The following is a 15,808-nucleotide window of genomic DNA, read 5'->3' on the forward strand; positions in this document are numbered from 1 at the left end:
GCATGTAATTCATGCACTGGCTTTTAACACACTGTTGAGTTCTCAAGAAACGGACGCGTACTTCCTCACCAGAACCCGTTCCCGGATCCCCGTTCAGAGGCGCTCACATTTCATTTTCTTCAGTCTACCAGATCCGGACGATTCTTGTCAAACCGCCCGATCCGGGAGCTTCCGGACCTGCTCCGTTTCGGAGCAACCCTGCTAACTTACTCTAACTTCCGGCCTTTGTCCAACCGCTAGGTGGAGCAGCCCGAGAGTCGGGGTTGATCAGCAGGGGTGTCGGGGCTGATCGGCCCCGCGTGGAAAACTCTAGCAGCCCCGAGGACGCCGAAGGCCCATCTTCGGTAACGAATGGACCTTCCCCGCGTTCGTATGGTCTAAACACCGAGCCCGGACAGCTGCGCCTCAAGACGCGCGATGTCCGCGGCGGCCTGCTCGGCGCGGCCCCTGACCTTGGCCACCACGTCGTCGGGTGCCTTGGACATGAACTGCTCGTTGCCCAGCTTGCCGGTCGCCTGTGCGGCTTCCTTCCGGGCGGCGGCGAGATCCTTCTCCAGGCGCTTCCGCTCGGCCACGACGTCGATGGCGCCCGCGGTGTCGATCTCCACGGTCACCGCGCCCACGCTGAACCGCGCTGTGGCGTTGAACGTCTCCGCCGGCTCGGTCAGCCGCAGCAACGCGCGGATCGCCCTCTCCTGGGCCTCCAACGGCGTGCCGGACAGCCCTAGACGGGCGGCCACCTTCTGGCCGGGCTTGAGCCCCTGGTCGGAACGGAACCTGCGGACCTCGGTGACGAGCTCCTGGAGGGCGTCGATCTCGGCCTCCGCCGCCGGATCGGCGTAGCGAGCGTCGGTCTGGGGCCAGGGCGCCACGACGATCGACTCGCCACCGGTCACCGCTCGCCACAGTTCCTCGGTGACGAACGGCACCAGTGGATGCATCAACCGCAGGAGGGCGTCGAGCACGTGCCCGAGCACGAGCCGGGTGTGTTCGAGCCCCTCCCCGAGCTGGATCTTGGCCAGCTCGAGGTACCAGTCGCAGACCTCGTCCCAGGCGAAGTGGTAGAGCAGGTCGGAGGCCTTGGCGAACTCGTACTCGTCGAAGGCCGCATCCGCCGCGCTCACCACGGTCTGCAGGCGGGACAGGATCCAGCGGTCGGCCGCGGTGAGGTCGAGCGCGTCGAGCGAGCCCACCGTCGCGCCGTTCATCAGGGCGAACCTGGTGGCGTTCCAGATCTTGTTGCAGAAGTTGCGCGAGCCGGCCGCCCATTCCTCGCTCACCGCCACGTCGGCGCCGGGGTTGGCGCCGCGCAGCAGCGTGAAGCGGGTGGCGTCGGCGCCGAAGCGCTCGACCCAGTCGAGCGGGTCGACCACGTTGCCGAACGACTTCGACATCTTCTTGCCGTATTGGTCGCGGACCATGCCGTGCAGGGCCACGGTCTGGAACGGCGGACGACCGTCCATGGCGTAGAGCCCGAACATCATCATCCGGGCCACCCAGAAGAACAGGATGTCGTAGCCGGTGACGAGCACGGAGGTCGGATAGAACTTCTCCAGCTCCGGGGTGGAGTCGGGCCAGCCGAGCGTCGAGAACGGCCACAGGCCCGAGGAGAACCAGGTGTCGAGGACGTCGGAGTCCTGGGTGTAGCCGGCCGGCGGCTCCTCGTCGGGGCCGACGCAGACGACCTCGCCACCCGGGCCGTACCAGACCGGGATGCGGTGACCCCACCACAGCTGGCGGGAGATGCACCAGTCGTGCATGTCGTCGACCCAGTCGAAGTAGCGCTTGGCCAGCTCCGGCGGGTGGATGCGGGTGCGGCCGTCGCGCACGGCGTCGCCGGCGGCCTTGGCCAGCGGCGCGACGTTGACGAACCACTGCAGCGACAGCCGCGGCTCCACCACGGTCTTGCAGCGCGAACAGTGGCCGACCGAGTGCACGTACGGGCGCTTCTCGGCGACGATGCGGCCCTCGGCGCGCATCGCGGCGACCACGGCCGGGCGCGCCTCGAAGCGGTCGAGCCCTTGGAAGGGGCCGTGGGCGGTGATGACGCCGCGTTCGTCCATGACCGTGAGGGACGGCAGCGAGTGGCGGCGGCCGATCTCGAAGTCGTTGGGGTCGTGGGCCGGGGTGACCTTGACCGCGCCGGTGCCGAAGGCGGGATCGACGTGCTCGTCGGCGACCACGGGGATCATGCGGCCGGTCAGCGGCACCTCGACCATCGTGCCGACCAGGTGGGCGTAACGCTCGTCGGAGGGATGGACGGCCACGGCCGTGTCGCCGAGCATGGTCTCGGCGCGGGTGGTGGCCACCACGATCTCGTCGGAGTAGCGGATCGAGACCAGCTCGCCCTCGTCCTCGCTGTGCTCGACCTCGATGTCGGACAGCGCGGTCAGGCAGCGCGGGCACCAGTTGATGATGCGCTCGGCGCGGTAGATGAGCCCGTCGTCGAAGAGCTTCTTGAAGATGGTCTGGACGGCCCGTGACAGCCCCGGGTCCATGGTGAAGCGCTCGCGCTCCCAGTCGACGCCGTCGCCGAGCTTGCGCATCTGGCCGAGGATCCGGCCGCCGGACTCCTCCTTCCACTCCCAGACGCGCTCGACGAACGCCTCGCGGCCCAGGTCGTGGCGGGACAGGCCCTGCTTGGCCAGCTCGCGCTCCACGACGTTCTGGGTGGCGATGCCGGCGTGGTCCATGCCGGGCAGCCACAGCGTCTCGCGGCCCTGCATGCGGGCCCGGCGGGTCAGCGCGTCCTGGACGGAGTGGTCGAGGGCGTGCCCGATGTGCAGGACGCCCGTCACGTTGGGCGGCGGGAGGACGATGCTGTACGGCACGCGGGAGCTGCCCGGGTCGGCGTGGAAGTAGCCTTCGGAAACCCAGCGCTCGTAGCTACGGGTCTCGACGTCGGCCGGTGTGTATTGGGTGGGCAGCTCTTGCGTGGTCACAGTGACCAATTCTAGGGAGCCGGACAAGCGAAACGCCCCCGGGTCGAATCCCGGGGGCGTTTCCGAAGACGGTCAGGCCGACTTCTCGCGCGGCGTGCGCTGCTGCTTGGCGGCGAGCTGGTCGCGCGGGACGAGCGTCGGGATCGCGTGTTCCAGCACCGACTCGCGGGTGATGACCACGCGGGCGACGTCCTGGCGGGAGGGCACCTCGTACATGACGGACTGGAGCACCTCCTCCAGGATCGCGCGCAGACCGCGCGCGCCGGTGCCGCGCAGGATGGCCTGGTCGGCGATGGCCTCAAGCGCGCCGTCGGTGAACTCCAGCTCCACGCCGTCGAGCTCCAGCAGCTTGCGGTACTGCTTGACCAGCGCGTTGCGGGGCTCGGTGAGGATCTGGATGAGGGCTTCGCGGTCGAGGTTGTGGACCGAGGTGATGACCGGCAGGCGGCCGACGAACTCGGGGATCATGCCGAACTTCAGCAGGTCTTCGGGCATCACGTCGCCGAAGATGTCGGCCGTGTCGACCTCTTCCTTCGAGCGGATGATGGCGTTGAAGCCGATGCCCTTCTTGCCGATGCGCGACTCGATGATCTTTTCGAGGCCGGCGAAGGCTCCACCGCAGATGAACAGCACGTTGGTGGTGTCGATCTGGATGAACTCCTGATGCGGGTGCTTGCGCCCGCCCTGCGGCGGCACCGAGGCCGTCGTGCCTTCGAGGATCTTCAGCAGCGCCTGCTGCACGCCCTCGCCGGAGACGTCGCGGGTGATCGACGGGTTTTCGCTCTTGCGGGCGATCTTGTCGACCTCGTCGATGTAGATGATGCCCGTCTCGGCCTTCTTGACGTCGTAGTCGGCGGCCTGGATGAGCTTGAGCAGGATGTTCTCGACATCCTCGCCGACGTAGCCCGCCTCGGTGAGGGCGGTGGCGTCGGCGATGGCGAAGGGCACGTTGAGCATCTTCGCCAGAGTCTGTGCAAGGAGAGTCTTTCCCGACCCGGTCGGCCCGAGCAGCAAGATGTTGCTCTTGGCCAGCTCAAGGCCGTCGTCTCTGCCCCGGTCACCGGACTGCACCCGCTTGTAGTGGTTGTAGACCGCCACCGAGAGCGCCTTCTTCGCCTTGTCCTGTCCGATGACGTAGGCGTCGAGGAACTCGTAGATTTCCCTCGGCTTGGGCAGGTTGTCCCACTTGAGCTCGGAGGACTCGGAGAGCTCCTCCTCGATGATCTCGTTGCAGAGATCGATGCACTCATCGCAGATGTAGACGCCTGGACCGGCAATGAGCTTTTTGACTTGCTTCTGACTCTTTCCGCAGAAAGAGCACTTCAGCAGGTCTCCCCCGTCGCCGATGCGTGCCACCCCAGATACTCCTTTGCGTGGGACCGCCCTGCTCACGCGAGCAGTGTCTCCGGACATCCTCCGGACTAGGCCGAACCGCTCAGGTTTCGACGTTACCGTCTTCTGGGCCCTCAGTGAGCCCCCTAGCGGCGAGTCGCACCGGAACGTGCCCTATTGGGCAGCGCTCCGGTGCGTCACATCTCAACTAGGAAGCGACGGCCTGAGCTCGTTTCTTCCTGGTCGGGATGATGTCGTCGATCAGACCATACGCCTTTGCCTCGTCCGCGTTGAGAATTTTGTCGCGTTCGATGTCCTTGCGGACGTCGGCGGAGGCCTTGCCCGTGTGCTTCGCCACGATCTCCTCAAGGAGGGATCGCATGCGAAGGATCTCGCGGGCCTGGATCTCGATGTCGCTTCCCTGGCCACCACCCTCGGTGGAGGGCTGGTGGATCAGCACCCGGGCGTTGGGCAGCGCGAAGCGCTTGCCCGGGGTGCCGCCGGCCAGCAGCACGGCCGCGGCGGACGCGGCCTGGCCGAGGCAGACGGTCTGGATCTCCGGCCGGACGAACTGCATCGTGTCGTAGATCGCCGTCATGGCCGTGAACGAGCCGCCGGGCGAGTTGATGTAGATGCTGATGTCACGGTCGGGGTCGAGCGACTCCAGCGTCAGCAGCTGGGCCATCACGTCGTTGGCCGACGCGTCGTCGATCTGCACTCCGAGGAAGATGATGCGGTCCTCGAAGAGCTTGTTGTACGGGTTCATCTCCTTCACGCCGTAGGACGTGCGCTCGACGAAGGAGGGGAGAACGTAACGGCTCTGGATGTTCATGTCAGCTCCCCCTAGGAGACCGGGCCCACGGAGGGCACCTGCCGCGCGCTGCGGACCACGTGGTCGATGAAGCCGTAGTCCTTCGCCTCCTCGGCCGTGAACCAGCGGTCGCGATCGGAGTCGGACTCGATCTGATCCAGTGGCTGCCCGGTGTGGAAGGCGATGCGCTCGGCGAGCGTCTTCTTCACGTAGAGCATCTGCTCCGCCTGGATGGCGATGTCGGCCGCGGTGCCGCCGATGCCGCCGGACGGCTGGTGCATCATGACGCGGGCGTGCGGCAGGCCGTAGCGCTTGCCGCGGGCGCCGGCGGTGAGCAGGAACTGCCCCATGGAGGCGGCCATGCCCATCACCACCGTGGACACGTCGTTTGGCACATATTCCATCATGTCGTAAATCGCCATACCGGCACTCACCGAGCCCCCCGGCGAGTTGATGTACAGCGTGATGTCGCGCTCGGGGTCGTCGGCCGCGAGCAGCAACAGCTCGGCGCAGATCCGGTTGGCGATCTCGTCGTTGACCTCCTGACCGAGCACGATGATGCGCTCCCGCAGCAGGCGCTGGTAAAGCTGGTCCTCAAGCCGGAAGGACGAGCCGTTCTCACGGCCTCGCGACTCAGGCTGATAGAAGGTCGGCGGGCTGGTCACAGCGTCACCTTCCGATGCGTCGTAATCGATTGGCTTTGCTTGTGACCTTAACGCGCGACGCCCACAGGTCATGCCCGGTCCCCCGTACTGTTCGCTGACGGCGCAGGTCTGGGTGACCGGTCTTCTGTCAGCCTACGCCGTTCCTCCACGTCCAGCTCATGGTCCGGCTCTGTGGGCGTTTCGGCGGGGATGGTTCCTTGCTGGTGTGGCTTGTGGAGCTTGTGGGGTCGCGTCCCGGCGGATGCCGTCCGGCGGCGGGGAAGCCGTCGCGCGGACGGTGGCGGTGAGGGGGTTGACGGGCCCTCCGGGGGCGGTTCCCGCCCTCTGGGCAGGGTCGCCCCCTCCGGGATCGCCAGGAGCCCTCTGGGCGCTCCCAGGCGTTCCGTCGCTCGCGAACGCGCGGGAGTCTTCGGGCCCGGATGCAGGAAGCCCCGAACCGGAGTGGTTCGGGGCGGAAAGCACGAAGCCCCCGAACCGTGGTGGTTCGGGGGCTTCGGGGAAGATCAGGCTTCGGCCTTGTCCTCGGAGTCGGTCTCGGCGGCCTCGTCGGCCTCCTCCTCGACCGGGGCGCCGTTGATCTCGGCGTAGATGGCCTTGAGGTCGACCTCGTTGCCCTCGCTGTCGACGACCTTGGCGGCGTCGCCGAGCACGGACTTGGCCTTGTCACGGACGATCTCGACCATGGCCAGCGTCAGCTGGTCGTTGTCGGCGAGGTGCTTGGCCAGCTCGTTGGGCTGGACGCCCATCTCCATGGCACGGCGCACCACGAAGTTGGTCAGCTCCTGCTCGTTGACGCCCAGCTCCTCGGCCTTGACGATCTTGTCGAGCACGAAGCCGACCTTGAGCGCCTTGGCGGAGTTGCTGTCGAACTCGGCGAAGCGCTCCTCTTCCGTCGTCTGGTACAGACGGAAGAAGGCGTCGCGGCTCAGACCGCTCTCGGCGATCTGGTGGTCGAGGTTGTGCTTGCGGGCGTCGACCTCGGCCTTGAGCGCGCTCTCGGGCAGCGGGATGTCGATCTTCTCGAGCAGCGCGTCGAGGGCCTTCTCGCGGGCCTGGACGACCTGGTCGATGAGCTTGTTGCGGCGGGCCTGCTCGCGGATGCTGGCCTTGAGCTCGTCGAGCGTGTCGAACTCGCTGGCGAGCTGGGCGAACTCGTCGTCGAGCTCGGGCAGGACCTTCTCCTTGACCGACTTGACGTTGATGATCACGTCGGCCTCCTCGCCGGCGTTCTCGCCGCCGACGAGCTCGGTCTTGAAGCTCTTCTCGTCGCCCGCGGACATCCCCACGAGGGCGTCGTCGAGGCCCTGTAGCACCGAGCCCGCGCCGACCTCGTAGGAGACCTCGCTGGCCTGCTGCTCCTCGATGTTCTCGCCGTTGATCTCGGCGCGCAGGTCCATCACCACGAAGTCGCCGTCGGCGGCCGCGCGCTCGACGCCGGTCAGCGTCGCGAAGCGCTGGCGCAGCGAGTCGAGCTGGCCGTCGACGTCTTCGTCGGAGACCTCGGCGGACTCGACGGTGACCTCGGCGCCCTGGTAGTCGGGCACCTCGAAGTTGGGCCGGATGTCGACCTCGGCGGTGAACTCGATCTGCTCACCGTCGTCGATCTTCGTGACCTCGATGTCGGGCTGGCTCACCGGGAACACGTCGACCTCGTCGACGGCCTGGCCGTAGAGCTTGGGCACCGCGTCGTTGAGGGTCTCCTCCAGCACTACCGCCCGGCCGAAGCGCTGCTCGATGATGCGGGCCGGAACCTTGCCAGGCCGGAACCCGGGGACGCGCACCTGCTGCGCGACCTTCTTGTACGCCGCATCCATGCTCGGGCGCAGCTCTTCGAACGGCACCTCGACGGTGAGCTTGACCCGGGTCGGGCTGAGCTCCTCGACAGCGGTCTTCACGGAATGGTCTCCTTGATCAAGCTACGAGTGATCGCGGGCGCGTCCATTCGGTACGGCTCACGCGCCGCGCCCACATGAGCGGCGTTGGGCATGCTCCGCCACGGCGGGATCCAACGCCGATGGCCAGTCTAGGGCAGATGCGTACCGAACAACGACGCCGTCGCCGTCAGAACTCGTCGGCGATCGTCCGCAGGAGATCGATCGTCTCATCCGGGGTGGTGCTCACGGCGCACAGCCGCTCCATGACCTCCGTGTATCGGTCCACGTCCTCACGCTTGTCCAGGTACAGCGCGCTGGCCAGCTGCTCGACGTAGACCACGTCGGGCAGGTCGCGGTCGGGGAAGCGCAGGATGCTGAAGGCCCCGCCCTCGGCGCTGTGGCCGCCGAAGCTGAACGGCATGATCTGGATGGTGATGCTGGGCTGCCGCATGAGGTCGACGAGGTGTTCGAGCTGGGCGCGCATGACCTCGACGCCGCCGATGGGCCGGCGCAGCGCCGCCTCGTCGATCACGGCCCAGAAGACCGGGCCGTCCGGCCGGTCGAAGAGCCGCTGGCGTTCGAGCCTGAGGTCGACCCTCCTGGCGATCTCCTCCGCCGCGATGCCCGCCGCTCCGGCGGTCACCACCGCCCTGGCGTACTCCTTGGTCTGCAGCAGTCCCGGCACGAACTGGACCTCGTAGGTCCTGATCCGGGCGGCGGCCTCCTCAAGGCCGACGTACGCCTGGAACCACGTGGGCAGCACGTCGTTGAACCGGTGCCACCAGCCGGGTTCGTTGGCCGTGGCCACCAGGTCGAGGACGGCGGCGCGCGCCTGCGGGTCGACGACCCCGTACAGGGTGAGCAGGTCGGAGACGTCACGTGCCTTGAACCCCACCCGGCCCAGCTCCATGCGGCTGATCTTGGATTCGGACCCCCTGATGAGGTGGCCCGCCTCCTCGCGGGTGACGTTCTTCGCCTCCCTTAGCTTGCGCAGCTGGGAGCCCAGGAGGATGCGCAGCGCCGTCGGCCCCGAACCCGGCTGGTTCTGCGTCACTTTGCCTCCTACTCAAGGTCCGCACACACAGTGACACCACATTGCCGGGTATGACAAGGTCTCAACCTCGTGTCCGATTAGGAGGATTTTGCCCCAAAAGGCGCATGCTGTTGCACATTGCAGCTGCACGTGCATTTGGGTCTTGCAGCCGCCGCGTTCGTGACCCATGATGGCTTAGTGCATTGTGGGCCAAACGTGCACTAAACCGAGGGCTACGGGGAGGTATCGGCGGCATGGTGGAGGATCCTCTGGCCACTGCCGATTGCCTGCAGATCACCCGTGAGGTGGGATTCGACCACCTGCTCAAGGGCGGGAAGCCGAACACGACCGCGTGCCCCCTGCCGTTCCAGGCCGACTCGGTGAAGACCGCCAGGGACGTGACCCGCTCCACGCTGCGGGGATGGGGCCTGCACGAGCTGAGCGACGACGCCGCGCTCGTGGTGTCGGAGCTGGTGACGAACGCCGTCAGGTACGCCATGTACGCGGGCGGCCGGCGGGAGATCGAGCTCTTGCTGATGCGCGTGTCGCCGCACGTGCTGCTGGCGGTGGCGGACCCTAGTGACGAGGTACCGCGCCGCAAGGAGCCGGACTTCGTCTCCGAGAACGGGCGCGGCCTCTACATCGTCGAGACCTACAGCCAGTGCTGGGGCTGGGACCCGCTCGACCGCGGCGGCAAGGCCGTGTGGGCGTTGTTCCGCGCCGAAGAGGGCTGACCCGCCTGTCCCTACTCGCCGGTGACGCCGTCGATGCGCTCGCGCAGCAGGTCGGCGTGGCCGTTGTGGCGCGCGTACTCTTCGATCATGTGGACGAGGATCCAGCGGTGGGTGCAGTCCTGGCCGTTCCTGTCGCCCACGGCGTCGAGGGGTTTGGCGGCCGAGATGGCACGCGCGCGCTCGATCTCGTCCCGCCAGGTGGCGAACGCCTCCTCGACCGAGGCATCGTCCACGTCGTTGAAGTCGGCGTCGATGTCGACCTCCTTGTTCCAGAGGCGGGGGATGTCCTCGCCGTCCAGCACGCGGCGGAACCAGACGCGCTCCACGTGCGCCATGTGCCGGACCAGGCCGAGCAGGGACATGGTGGAGGGCTCGGCCGGGCGGAGCCTGAGCTGCTCGTCGGACAGGCCGGCACATTTGACGGCCAGAGTGCCGCGATGCCATTCGAGCCAGTTGTCGAGCATGGTCCGTTCGTCGCCGGCGAAGGGCGGCGGCACACGATTGTCTGTCACGTCTTGACCTTAATGGTCAGTTCGTCCAGCTTCGGCGTTCGTCCAGGGGCACGGAAAGCAACAGGCCCCCTCCTCGGTGGAGGGGGCCTGCTGTCCTGGTCGGGGCGACAGGATTTGAACCTGCGACTTCTTGCTCCCAAAGCAAGCGCGCTGCCAAGCTGCGCCACGCCCCGCTTCGCCGGGTACGCATGCGCTCCGTGACTCCGGTACGCTTACGCCCTGACGACCGGATGAAGTCTAGACCAGAGTTCGACCGGTTCGCGCGGACGTAGCTCAATGGTAGAGCCCTAGTCTTCCAAACTAGCTACGCGGGTTCGATTCCCGTCGTCCGCTCCAAGCACGAAGGCCCAGGTCCGGGAGATGATCCCGAGCCTGGGCCTTACTGTTATCCGATCTTGTCTCTGTGGTCGTGCCACTCGCGTGCCAAAGGTTCCAGATCCGGCTGAACCCGGAGCGACGGGGCATGTCACCTCAGGCCGACGAAAGTCCTTCCATCTGGAGCTGGCTCGGAGCTTCCCCCCGTTGATCTCCGCCGGAGAGCGGACCACCCTCACGATGGGGAGCATCTGCTCAGGGCGTGGCGTTCACCAGATCCACATGCCGTGCCGCCCGCCGTCCGCGGCGTCCTCGGGAATGACGAGATGCGCGGCCTCGGGACCGGTACGGGCATCTGCGCCCAGCGGGATCGCGAACCGGTGCTCGCCGGAGTCCGAATCTCAGGTCGCTTATGATCGGCGTGGCGACAGGAGGTGCGGTGATCTTCGATCCGTTCGTGCTCTTCGTCCTCGCGATTCTGCTCGGCGGGGTTGCCCTGTTCGTCGTGATGAGCATTCAGCTCTGGAAGTTGTTCTGTGGAAGCCCGTCCCGGGGTGATCGCGATGACGGTTCTGCCTCCAGGTAGTCAGTGGCTGAGGTGGAGCCCGGTTCGGGTTCTTGTGATCTTCCGGGCGTAGTCTGGCGTCGATGCGTGCACGACCGATCTCCCGGGAGGCGCTCGTCGAGGAGCTGGCCGAGCTCGTCGCCGCGCGGCCCAGGGACTCCTGGGTGCGGGTGGCCGTCGACGGGGCGCCCGTGGCGGGGCCCGGCGCGCTGGCCGACGAGCTGGTCGCGCCCCTGCGGCTGCGGGGGCGGCCCGTGCTGCGGGTGTCGGCCGGCGACTTCCTGCGGCCGGCCTCGCTCCGGCTGGAGCACGGCCGGACCGATCCCGACGTCTTCTACGAGGACTGGCTCGACGTCAAGGGGCTGCTGCGCGAGGTGCTCGAACCGCTGGAGCCTGGTGGCTCCGGGCGGGTGCTGCCGGCGTTGTGGGACAGCGCGATCGATCGGGCCTACCGGCTGCCGTACCGGGAGCTGGCGCCGGGCGGGGTGGTGCTCGTGGACGGGACGCTCCTGCTGGGACGCGGGCTGCCGTTCGAGCTGAGCGTGCACGTGTGGCTGTCGGCGGGGGCGCTGGCGCGGCGCACCCCGGAGGACGAGCGGTGGCGGCTGCCGGCCTACGAGCGGTACGAACGCGAGGCACGCCCGCAGCGGACCGCCGACGTGGTGGTCAGGGCCGACCACCCGGACCGTCCGGCGGTGCTGACGGACGGCTGAGTCCCAGCAGGGCGTCCAGCTCTGCGACGGCCTGGGCGTTGGACGTGAAGCGCACGGCGTGCAGGCCGGCCGCGCGGGCCCCCTCGACGTACGGCTCGTGGTCGTCGAGGAACACCGTGGCGGCGGGATCGGCGCCGAGGGCGTCGCAGGCCAGCAGGTAGATGCGCGGGTCCGGTTTGCACACCCCCGCCTCGTGCGAGTAGACGATGTGGTCCACCAGGTCGGCGTAGCCGTACGCGGCCTGTTCGCGTTCCCTGGCTCCGACGTAGCTGTTGCTCACCAGACCCGTGCGGTAGCGGGGACGCAGGGCGCCCAGGTACGCCATGAGGCCGGTGTTGGGGCTGCCGAGGTACTCCGTCCAGACGTCGGCCATGAACGCCTCGGCGTCCGCGCCGAGCAGCTTCGCCACCTCCGCGCCGGCCTGCTCCTCCGTCACCTCTCCGACCGCCCCGGCCAGCCAGGTCGGCTCCAGGTGCGCGTCGATGTGGCCGGCGGGCAGACCGAGCCTCTCCTCCCACCTGGCCGTCACGTCCAGGGACGGCGTGAGCTCAAGGACACCGCCGATGTCGAACACGACCGCATCGATTTTCATCCGCTCCTCCTGTGAACTGTTTCAACCAAGGTAAAGAAGGAACGTGTCCGCGTCCAGACCCTTGACGGCTCGGAAGCGCGGCTCAAACTGAAACGGTGATCCCTGGCAACTGGTACAACATCGTTCCCGATCTTCCCGTGCCGCCTCCGCCGCCGCTCCACCCCGGCACCCGCCGTCCCGTCGGGCCGGACGACCTCGCGCCGCTGTTCCCCATGGAACTCATCGCGCAGGAGGTCAGCGGCGACCGCTACGTCCCCATCCCACGCGAGGTCATCGACGTCTACCGGCTGTGGCGGCCCACACCGCTGATCAGAGCGCACCGGCTGGAGAAGGCCCTCGACACGCCAGCCCGCATCTACTACAAGTACGAAGGCGTCTCGCCGGCCGGGTCGCACAAGGCGAACACCGCCGTGCCGCAGGCGTACTACAACGCCAAGGAAGGCGTGCAGCTGCTGACCACGGAGACCGGCGCGGGACAGTGGGGGTCGGCCCTGGCGTTCGCCTGCGCCCAGTTCGGCATCGAGTGCCGGATCTGGATGGTTCGCGCCTCCTACGACCAGAAGCCGTACCGGCGCTCGCTCATGCACGTGTACGGCGCCACCGTCCACCCCAGCCCCTCCCCCGTCACCGGCGCGGGCAGCAAGGCGCTGGCCGACGATCCCGACTCCCCCGGCAGCCTGGGGCTGGCCATCAGCGAGGCGGTCGAGGTGGCCGCCGCGAACCCCGAGGCCCGGTACGCGCTGGGCTCGGTGCTCAGTCACGTCCTCATGCACCAGACCGTGATCGGCGAGGAGGCCCTGGCACAACTGCCCGAGCTGCCCGACCTGGTCATCGGCTGCACCGGCGGCGGCTCCAACTTCGCCGGCCTCGCCTTCCCCTTCCTCCGCGAGAAGCTGGCCGGACGGATCGGCACGCAGTTCCGCGCCGTCGAGCCGGCCGCCTGCCCGTCGTTCACCCGCGGCGTCTACGCCTACGACTTCGGCGACACCGCCGGGCTGACGCCGCTGCTCAAGATGCACACGCTCGGGCATTCCTTCGTCCCGGACCCGATCCACGCCGGCGGCCTGCGCTATCACGGCATGGCGCCGCTGCTGTCCCACATGTACGAACTGGGGCTGTTCGAGGCGGTGACCCGTACCCAGAGCGAGTGCTTCGAGGCGGGCGTGCGCTTCGCGCGGACGGAGGGCATCGTCCCTGCCCCCGAGCCCACGCACGCGCTGGCCGAGACCATCGCCGAGGCGCTGCGCTGCAAGGAGAGCGGCGAGGAGAAGGTGATCCTCACCGCGCTGTGCGGGCACGGCCACTTCGACCTGGCCGCCTACGACCGCCACCTGGCCGGCGAGCTGGAGGACTACACGCTCCCGCAGGAACGCCTCGACCAGGCGCTCACCGAGCTGCCCGGCTGAGACGACACGGGTGGCCGCGGGATCCGCGGCCACCCGTGTTCAGTTCGCGTTCGGGCGCTTCCTGTGGTTCGCCTTCTTCTTCTTGCGCCCCCTGCCCTTGCGTGCGCGTTTCGCCATGGGCTCACCTCCGGCGGTCGGGATCGTGACCTTCAAGGTCTCCCCTGCCCGGTAGTCAACACAAGCGATACGCCGTGACCTAACATTCCTCAACAAACTCGTGTCATAATTTGGTGGAATCTGTTGGAAGGGGTGGGCGTGCTCGCACAGCAGCGTCAGCAGACGATCCTGGAACGCGTACGCAGCAGCGGCGGCGTCCGGGTGGCCGACCTCGTGCGCGAGCTCGGCGTCTCCGACATGACGATACGCCGCGACCTTGAGGTGCTGGCCGAACGCGGGCTGCTGGAGAAGGTCCACGGCGGCGCGACGGCCCTCGGCCCCGGCTCGACCGAGGAGCCTGGCTTCACCGCCAAGTCCGCCCGCCAGCAGCAGGAGAAGGAGGCCATCGCGCGGCACGCGGCCACCTTCGTACGGCCGGGAACCGCCGTGGCGCTCTCCGCCGGCACCACCACGTGGGCGCTGGCCCACCATCTGGTCGCCGTCCCCGAGCTGACCGTGATCACCAACTCGATCCCCGTCGCCGAGGTCTTCCACCGCAACCCGCGCGCCGACCGCACGGTCGTGCTGACCGGCGGCGTGCGCACGCCCTCCGACGCGCTCGTCGGCCCCGTGGCGGTGGCGGCGATCCGCCGGCTGCACGTGGACACGCTCTTCCTCGGGGTGCACGGCATGAGCCTGCGCGCCGGGTTCACCACGCCGAACCTGCTGGAGTCCGAGACCGACAGGGAGCTGGTGGCCGCGGCGCACCGGCTGGTGGTCCCCGCCGACCACACCAAGTGGAACACGGTCGGCATCAGCACGATCGCCGAGCTGACGGAGGCCGACGTGGTCATCAGCGACGCGGGGTTGCCCGAGGAAGCACGCACCGAGCTGGCCGAACGGGCCGGAGAACTGATCATCGCGGAGGGCACGCCTTGAAGCGCACCATCACCCACCTGGCAGACGGCCGAGAGCTGATCTACTTCGACCGGCGCGACGACGCCGACCGGAGCGCGATCGACCGGCGTCCGCTCGACCCTCGGCCGGTGGCCTCCGAGCTGCGCTACGACCCGCTGACCGAGGAGTGGATCGCGATCGCCGGTCATCGGCAGACGCGTACGTTCCTGCCGCCGGCCGACGAGTGCCCGTTGTGCCCGTCGTCCGACACGCGGGCGTCGGAGATCCCGGCTCACGACTATGACGTGGTGGTGTTCGAGAACCGCTTCCCCTCTTTCTCCGGAAATTTTGGGACTTACGGTGACGTCGGCGGATTGAGTGATGTACGTCCGGGGGTCGGGCGGTGTGAGGTGGTGTGCTTCACCTCCGACCACTCCTCCTCCTTCTCCAAGCTCTCCAACGCCCAGGTCAGGCTGGTCATGGAGGCGTGGGCCGACCGCACGGCCGAGCTGTCCGGCATGGAGGGCGTCGAGCAGGTGTTCTGCTTCGAGAACAGGGGCGAGGAGATCGGCATCACGCTCCCGCACCCGCACGGGCAGATCTACGCCTACCCCTACGTGACCCCGCGCACGAAGCTCCAGCTCGGAGCCGCCTCCCGGCACCCGGGCGGCAACCTGTTCGCCGACGTGCTGGCCGCCGAGCGGGCCGCCGGCACGCGGGTGGTGGCCTCCAACAAGCTGTGGACGGCGTTCGTGCCGGCCGCCGCGCGCTGGCCGTTCGAGGTGCACGTGTATCCGCACCGGCAGGTGCCCGACCTGGCGGCGCTGTCGGAGGAGGAGCGGGCCGCGTTCGCGCCGCTGTACACCTCGGTGCTGCGGGCGCTGGACGCGCTGTTCGGGGTGGCGATGCCGTACATCTCGGCCTGGCACCAGGCGCCGGTGCGGTACGGCCGCGAGCTGGCCTACCTGCACCTGGAGCTGTTCAGCATCAGGCGGGCGCCCGGGAAGCTGAAGTACCTGGCGGGCTCGGAGTCGGCCATGGGCGCCTTCGTCAACGACGTGCTGCCGGAGGAGGCGGCACGCATGCTGCGATCACGAATCGATCACTAATTGATTTCTCCTTAAAGTCGCATGACTCGTGATCTACCACTAATATCCCGTTACACATCGGCCATAACGGTCGCTGTACGCCTAATCCCGGGCGTGTTGCCCGGGAGCCGGGGACCCATCGCATCCGGGGTGAATCCGCGCAAGTGGTAGGGACTGCTCCCGTGCCCGAACCCGTCAGCTAACCCGGCCGGCAGAGGGAGAGGAACAACCAC

15 protein-coding genes, 2 tRNA genes and 1 riboswitch are annotated in these 15,808 nt (G+C 67.9%); of the genes, 7 read left to right on the forward strand and 10 right to left on the reverse strand.

Annotated features, from left to right (window positions below; all coding sequences use genetic code 11):
• Positions 1-377 precede the first annotated feature (377 nt).
• The 6 genes from ACIHAD_RS39990 to ACIHAD_RS40015 form a co-directional block, all read right to left on the reverse strand.
• Positions 378-2,951 carry a valine--tRNA ligase gene (locus ACIHAD_RS39990; protein WP_397359998.1) on the reverse strand — a complete coding sequence of 858 codons (2,574 nt, stop codon included), beginning with the start codon at positions 2,949-2,951 and terminating at the stop codon, positions 378-380.
• Positions 2,952-3,014: 63 nt separating this feature from the next.
• On the reverse strand, positions 3,015-4,298 hold the full coding sequence (clpX, locus tag ACIHAD_RS39995; protein ID WP_185067261.1) for an ATP-dependent Clp protease ATP-binding subunit ClpX: 1,284 nt from the start codon (positions 4,296-4,298) through the stop codon (positions 3,015-3,017).
• Positions 4,299-4,482: 184 nt separating this feature from the next.
• Positions 4,483-5,106, reverse strand: coding sequence for an ATP-dependent Clp protease proteolytic subunit (locus tag ACIHAD_RS40000; protein ID WP_397359999.1), 624 nt, complete (start codon positions 5,104-5,106; stop codon positions 4,483-4,485).
• A gap of 11 nt (positions 5,107-5,117) precedes the next feature.
• Positions 5,118-5,750, reverse strand: coding sequence for an ATP-dependent Clp protease proteolytic subunit (locus tag ACIHAD_RS40005; protein WP_352323605.1), 633 nt, complete (start codon positions 5,748-5,750; stop codon positions 5,118-5,120).
• A gap of 503 nt (positions 5,751-6,253) precedes the next feature.
• Complete coding sequence (gene tig, locus ACIHAD_RS40010; protein ID WP_397360000.1) at positions 6,254-7,645, reverse strand: trigger factor; 1,392 nt, start codon at positions 7,643-7,645, stop codon at positions 6,254-6,256.
• 166 nt (positions 7,646-7,811) lie between these two features.
• Positions 7,812-8,678 (reverse strand): helix-turn-helix domain-containing protein, encoded by an 867-nt coding sequence (locus tag ACIHAD_RS40015; protein ID WP_397360001.1) that lies wholly within the window; start codon positions 8,676-8,678, stop codon positions 7,812-7,814.
• Positions 8,679-8,911: 233 nt separating this feature from the next.
• Here ACIHAD_RS40015 and ACIHAD_RS40020 point away from each other — a divergent pair, with 233 nt between their 5' ends.
• Positions 8,912-9,391 carry an ATP-binding protein gene (locus ACIHAD_RS40020; RefSeq protein WP_397360002.1) on the forward strand — a complete coding sequence of 160 codons (480 nt, stop codon included), beginning with the start codon at positions 8,912-8,914 and terminating at the stop codon, positions 9,389-9,391.
• 11 nt (positions 9,392-9,402) lie between these two features.
• Here the strand turns inward: ACIHAD_RS40020 and ACIHAD_RS40025 are convergent, their stop codons facing one another.
• Positions 9,403-9,903: a DinB family protein gene (locus ACIHAD_RS40025; RefSeq protein WP_397360004.1), complete on the reverse strand. Its 501-nt coding sequence runs from the start codon at positions 9,901-9,903 to the stop codon at positions 9,403-9,405.
• 96 nt (positions 9,904-9,999) lie between these two features.
• Positions 10,000-10,076: transfer RNA gene (locus ACIHAD_RS40030), tRNA-Pro, on the reverse strand.
• Positions 10,077-10,165: 89 nt separating this feature from the next.
• On the opposite strand from ACIHAD_RS40030, the gene ACIHAD_RS40035 reads away from it, so the two are divergent.
• The 3 genes from ACIHAD_RS40035 to ACIHAD_RS40045 all read left to right on the forward strand — a co-directional run bounded on the left by ACIHAD_RS40035 (position 10,166) and on the right by ACIHAD_RS40045 (position 11,496).
• A tRNA-Gly gene (locus ACIHAD_RS40035) sits at positions 10,166-10,239 on the forward strand.
• 418 nt (positions 10,240-10,657) lie between these two features.
• Positions 10,658-10,804: a hypothetical protein gene (locus tag ACIHAD_RS40040; RefSeq protein WP_397360005.1), complete on the forward strand. Its 147-nt coding sequence runs from the start codon at positions 10,658-10,660 to the stop codon at positions 10,802-10,804.
• A gap of 62 nt (positions 10,805-10,866) precedes the next feature.
• Positions 10,867-11,496, forward strand: a complete 630-nt coding sequence (locus ACIHAD_RS40045; RefSeq protein WP_397360006.1) for a uridine kinase — start codon at positions 10,867-10,869, stop codon at positions 11,494-11,496.
• Here ACIHAD_RS40045 and ACIHAD_RS40050 read toward each other — a convergent pair.
• On the reverse strand, positions 11,450-12,088 hold the full coding sequence (locus ACIHAD_RS40050; RefSeq protein ID WP_397360007.1) for an HAD family hydrolase: 639 nt from the start codon (positions 12,086-12,088) through the stop codon (positions 11,450-11,452). The two genes, ACIHAD_RS40045 and ACIHAD_RS40050, sit on opposite strands and share 47 nt — an antisense overlap.
• A gap of 95 nt (positions 12,089-12,183) precedes the next feature.
• On the opposite strand from ACIHAD_RS40050, the gene ACIHAD_RS40055 reads away from it, so the two are divergent.
• A complete protein-coding gene (locus ACIHAD_RS40055) occupies positions 12,184-13,494 on the forward strand; it encodes a TrpB-like pyridoxal phosphate-dependent enzyme (RefSeq protein ID WP_397360008.1) in 1,311 nt (436 codons plus the stop codon).
• Positions 13,495-13,533: 39 nt separating this feature from the next.
• Here ACIHAD_RS40055 and ACIHAD_RS40060 read toward each other — a convergent pair whose 3' ends face one another.
• Complete coding sequence (locus ACIHAD_RS40060; protein WP_387679150.1) at positions 13,534-13,611, reverse strand: 50S ribosomal protein bL37; 78 nt, start codon at positions 13,609-13,611, stop codon at positions 13,534-13,536.
• Between the two features lie 138 nt (positions 13,612-13,749).
• Between ACIHAD_RS40060 and ACIHAD_RS40065 the strand changes: the two genes are divergently transcribed.
• Together ACIHAD_RS40065 and galT are read left to right on the forward strand one after the other, a co-directional pair.
• Positions 13,750-14,529 (forward strand): DeoR/GlpR family DNA-binding transcription regulator, encoded by a 780-nt coding sequence (locus ACIHAD_RS40065; RefSeq protein WP_397360009.1) that lies wholly within the window; start codon positions 13,750-13,752, stop codon positions 14,527-14,529.
• Positions 14,526-15,596 carry a galactose-1-phosphate uridylyltransferase gene (galT, locus tag ACIHAD_RS40070; RefSeq protein ID WP_397360010.1) on the forward strand — a complete coding sequence of 357 codons (1,071 nt, stop codon included), beginning with the start codon at positions 14,526-14,528 and terminating at the stop codon, positions 15,594-15,596. The genes ACIHAD_RS40065 and galT overlap by 4 nt, the downstream gene beginning before the upstream one ends.
• A 68-nt stretch (positions 15,597-15,664) precedes the next feature.
• Positions 15,665-15,803: riboswitch (cyclic di-AMP (ydaO/yuaA leader) on the forward strand.
• Positions 15,804-15,808 lie beyond the last annotated feature (5 nt).

Origin of the sequence: Nonomuraea sp. NPDC052265, assembly GCF_044547985.1 — a bacterium.
Taxonomy (GTDB): Bacteria; Actinomycetota; Actinomycetes; order Streptosporangiales; family Streptosporangiaceae; genus Nonomuraea.

What these genes read in the sequence shown, in the direction of transcription:
- ACIHAD_RS40000 (WP_397359999.1), bottom strand. Translation starts at nt 5,106, where the DNA reads ATGAACATCCAGAGCCGTTACGTTCTCCCCTCCTTCGTCGAGCGCACG.
- ACIHAD_RS40020 (WP_397360002.1), top strand. Translation starts at nt 8,912, where the DNA reads ATGGTGGAGGATCCTCTGGCCACTGCCGATTGCCTGCAGATCACCCGT.
- ACIHAD_RS40045 (WP_397360006.1), top strand. Translation starts at nt 10,867, where the DNA reads ATGCGTGCACGACCGATCTCCCGGGAGGCGCTCGTCGAGGAGCTGGCC.
- ACIHAD_RS40050 (WP_397360007.1), bottom strand. Translation starts at nt 12,088, where the DNA reads ATGAAAATCGATGCGGTCGTGTTCGACATCGGCGGTGTCCTTGAGCTC.
- ACIHAD_RS40060 (WP_387679150.1), bottom strand. Translation starts at nt 13,611, where the DNA reads ATGGCGAAACGCGCACGCAAGGGCAGGGGGCGCAAGAAGAAGAAGGCG.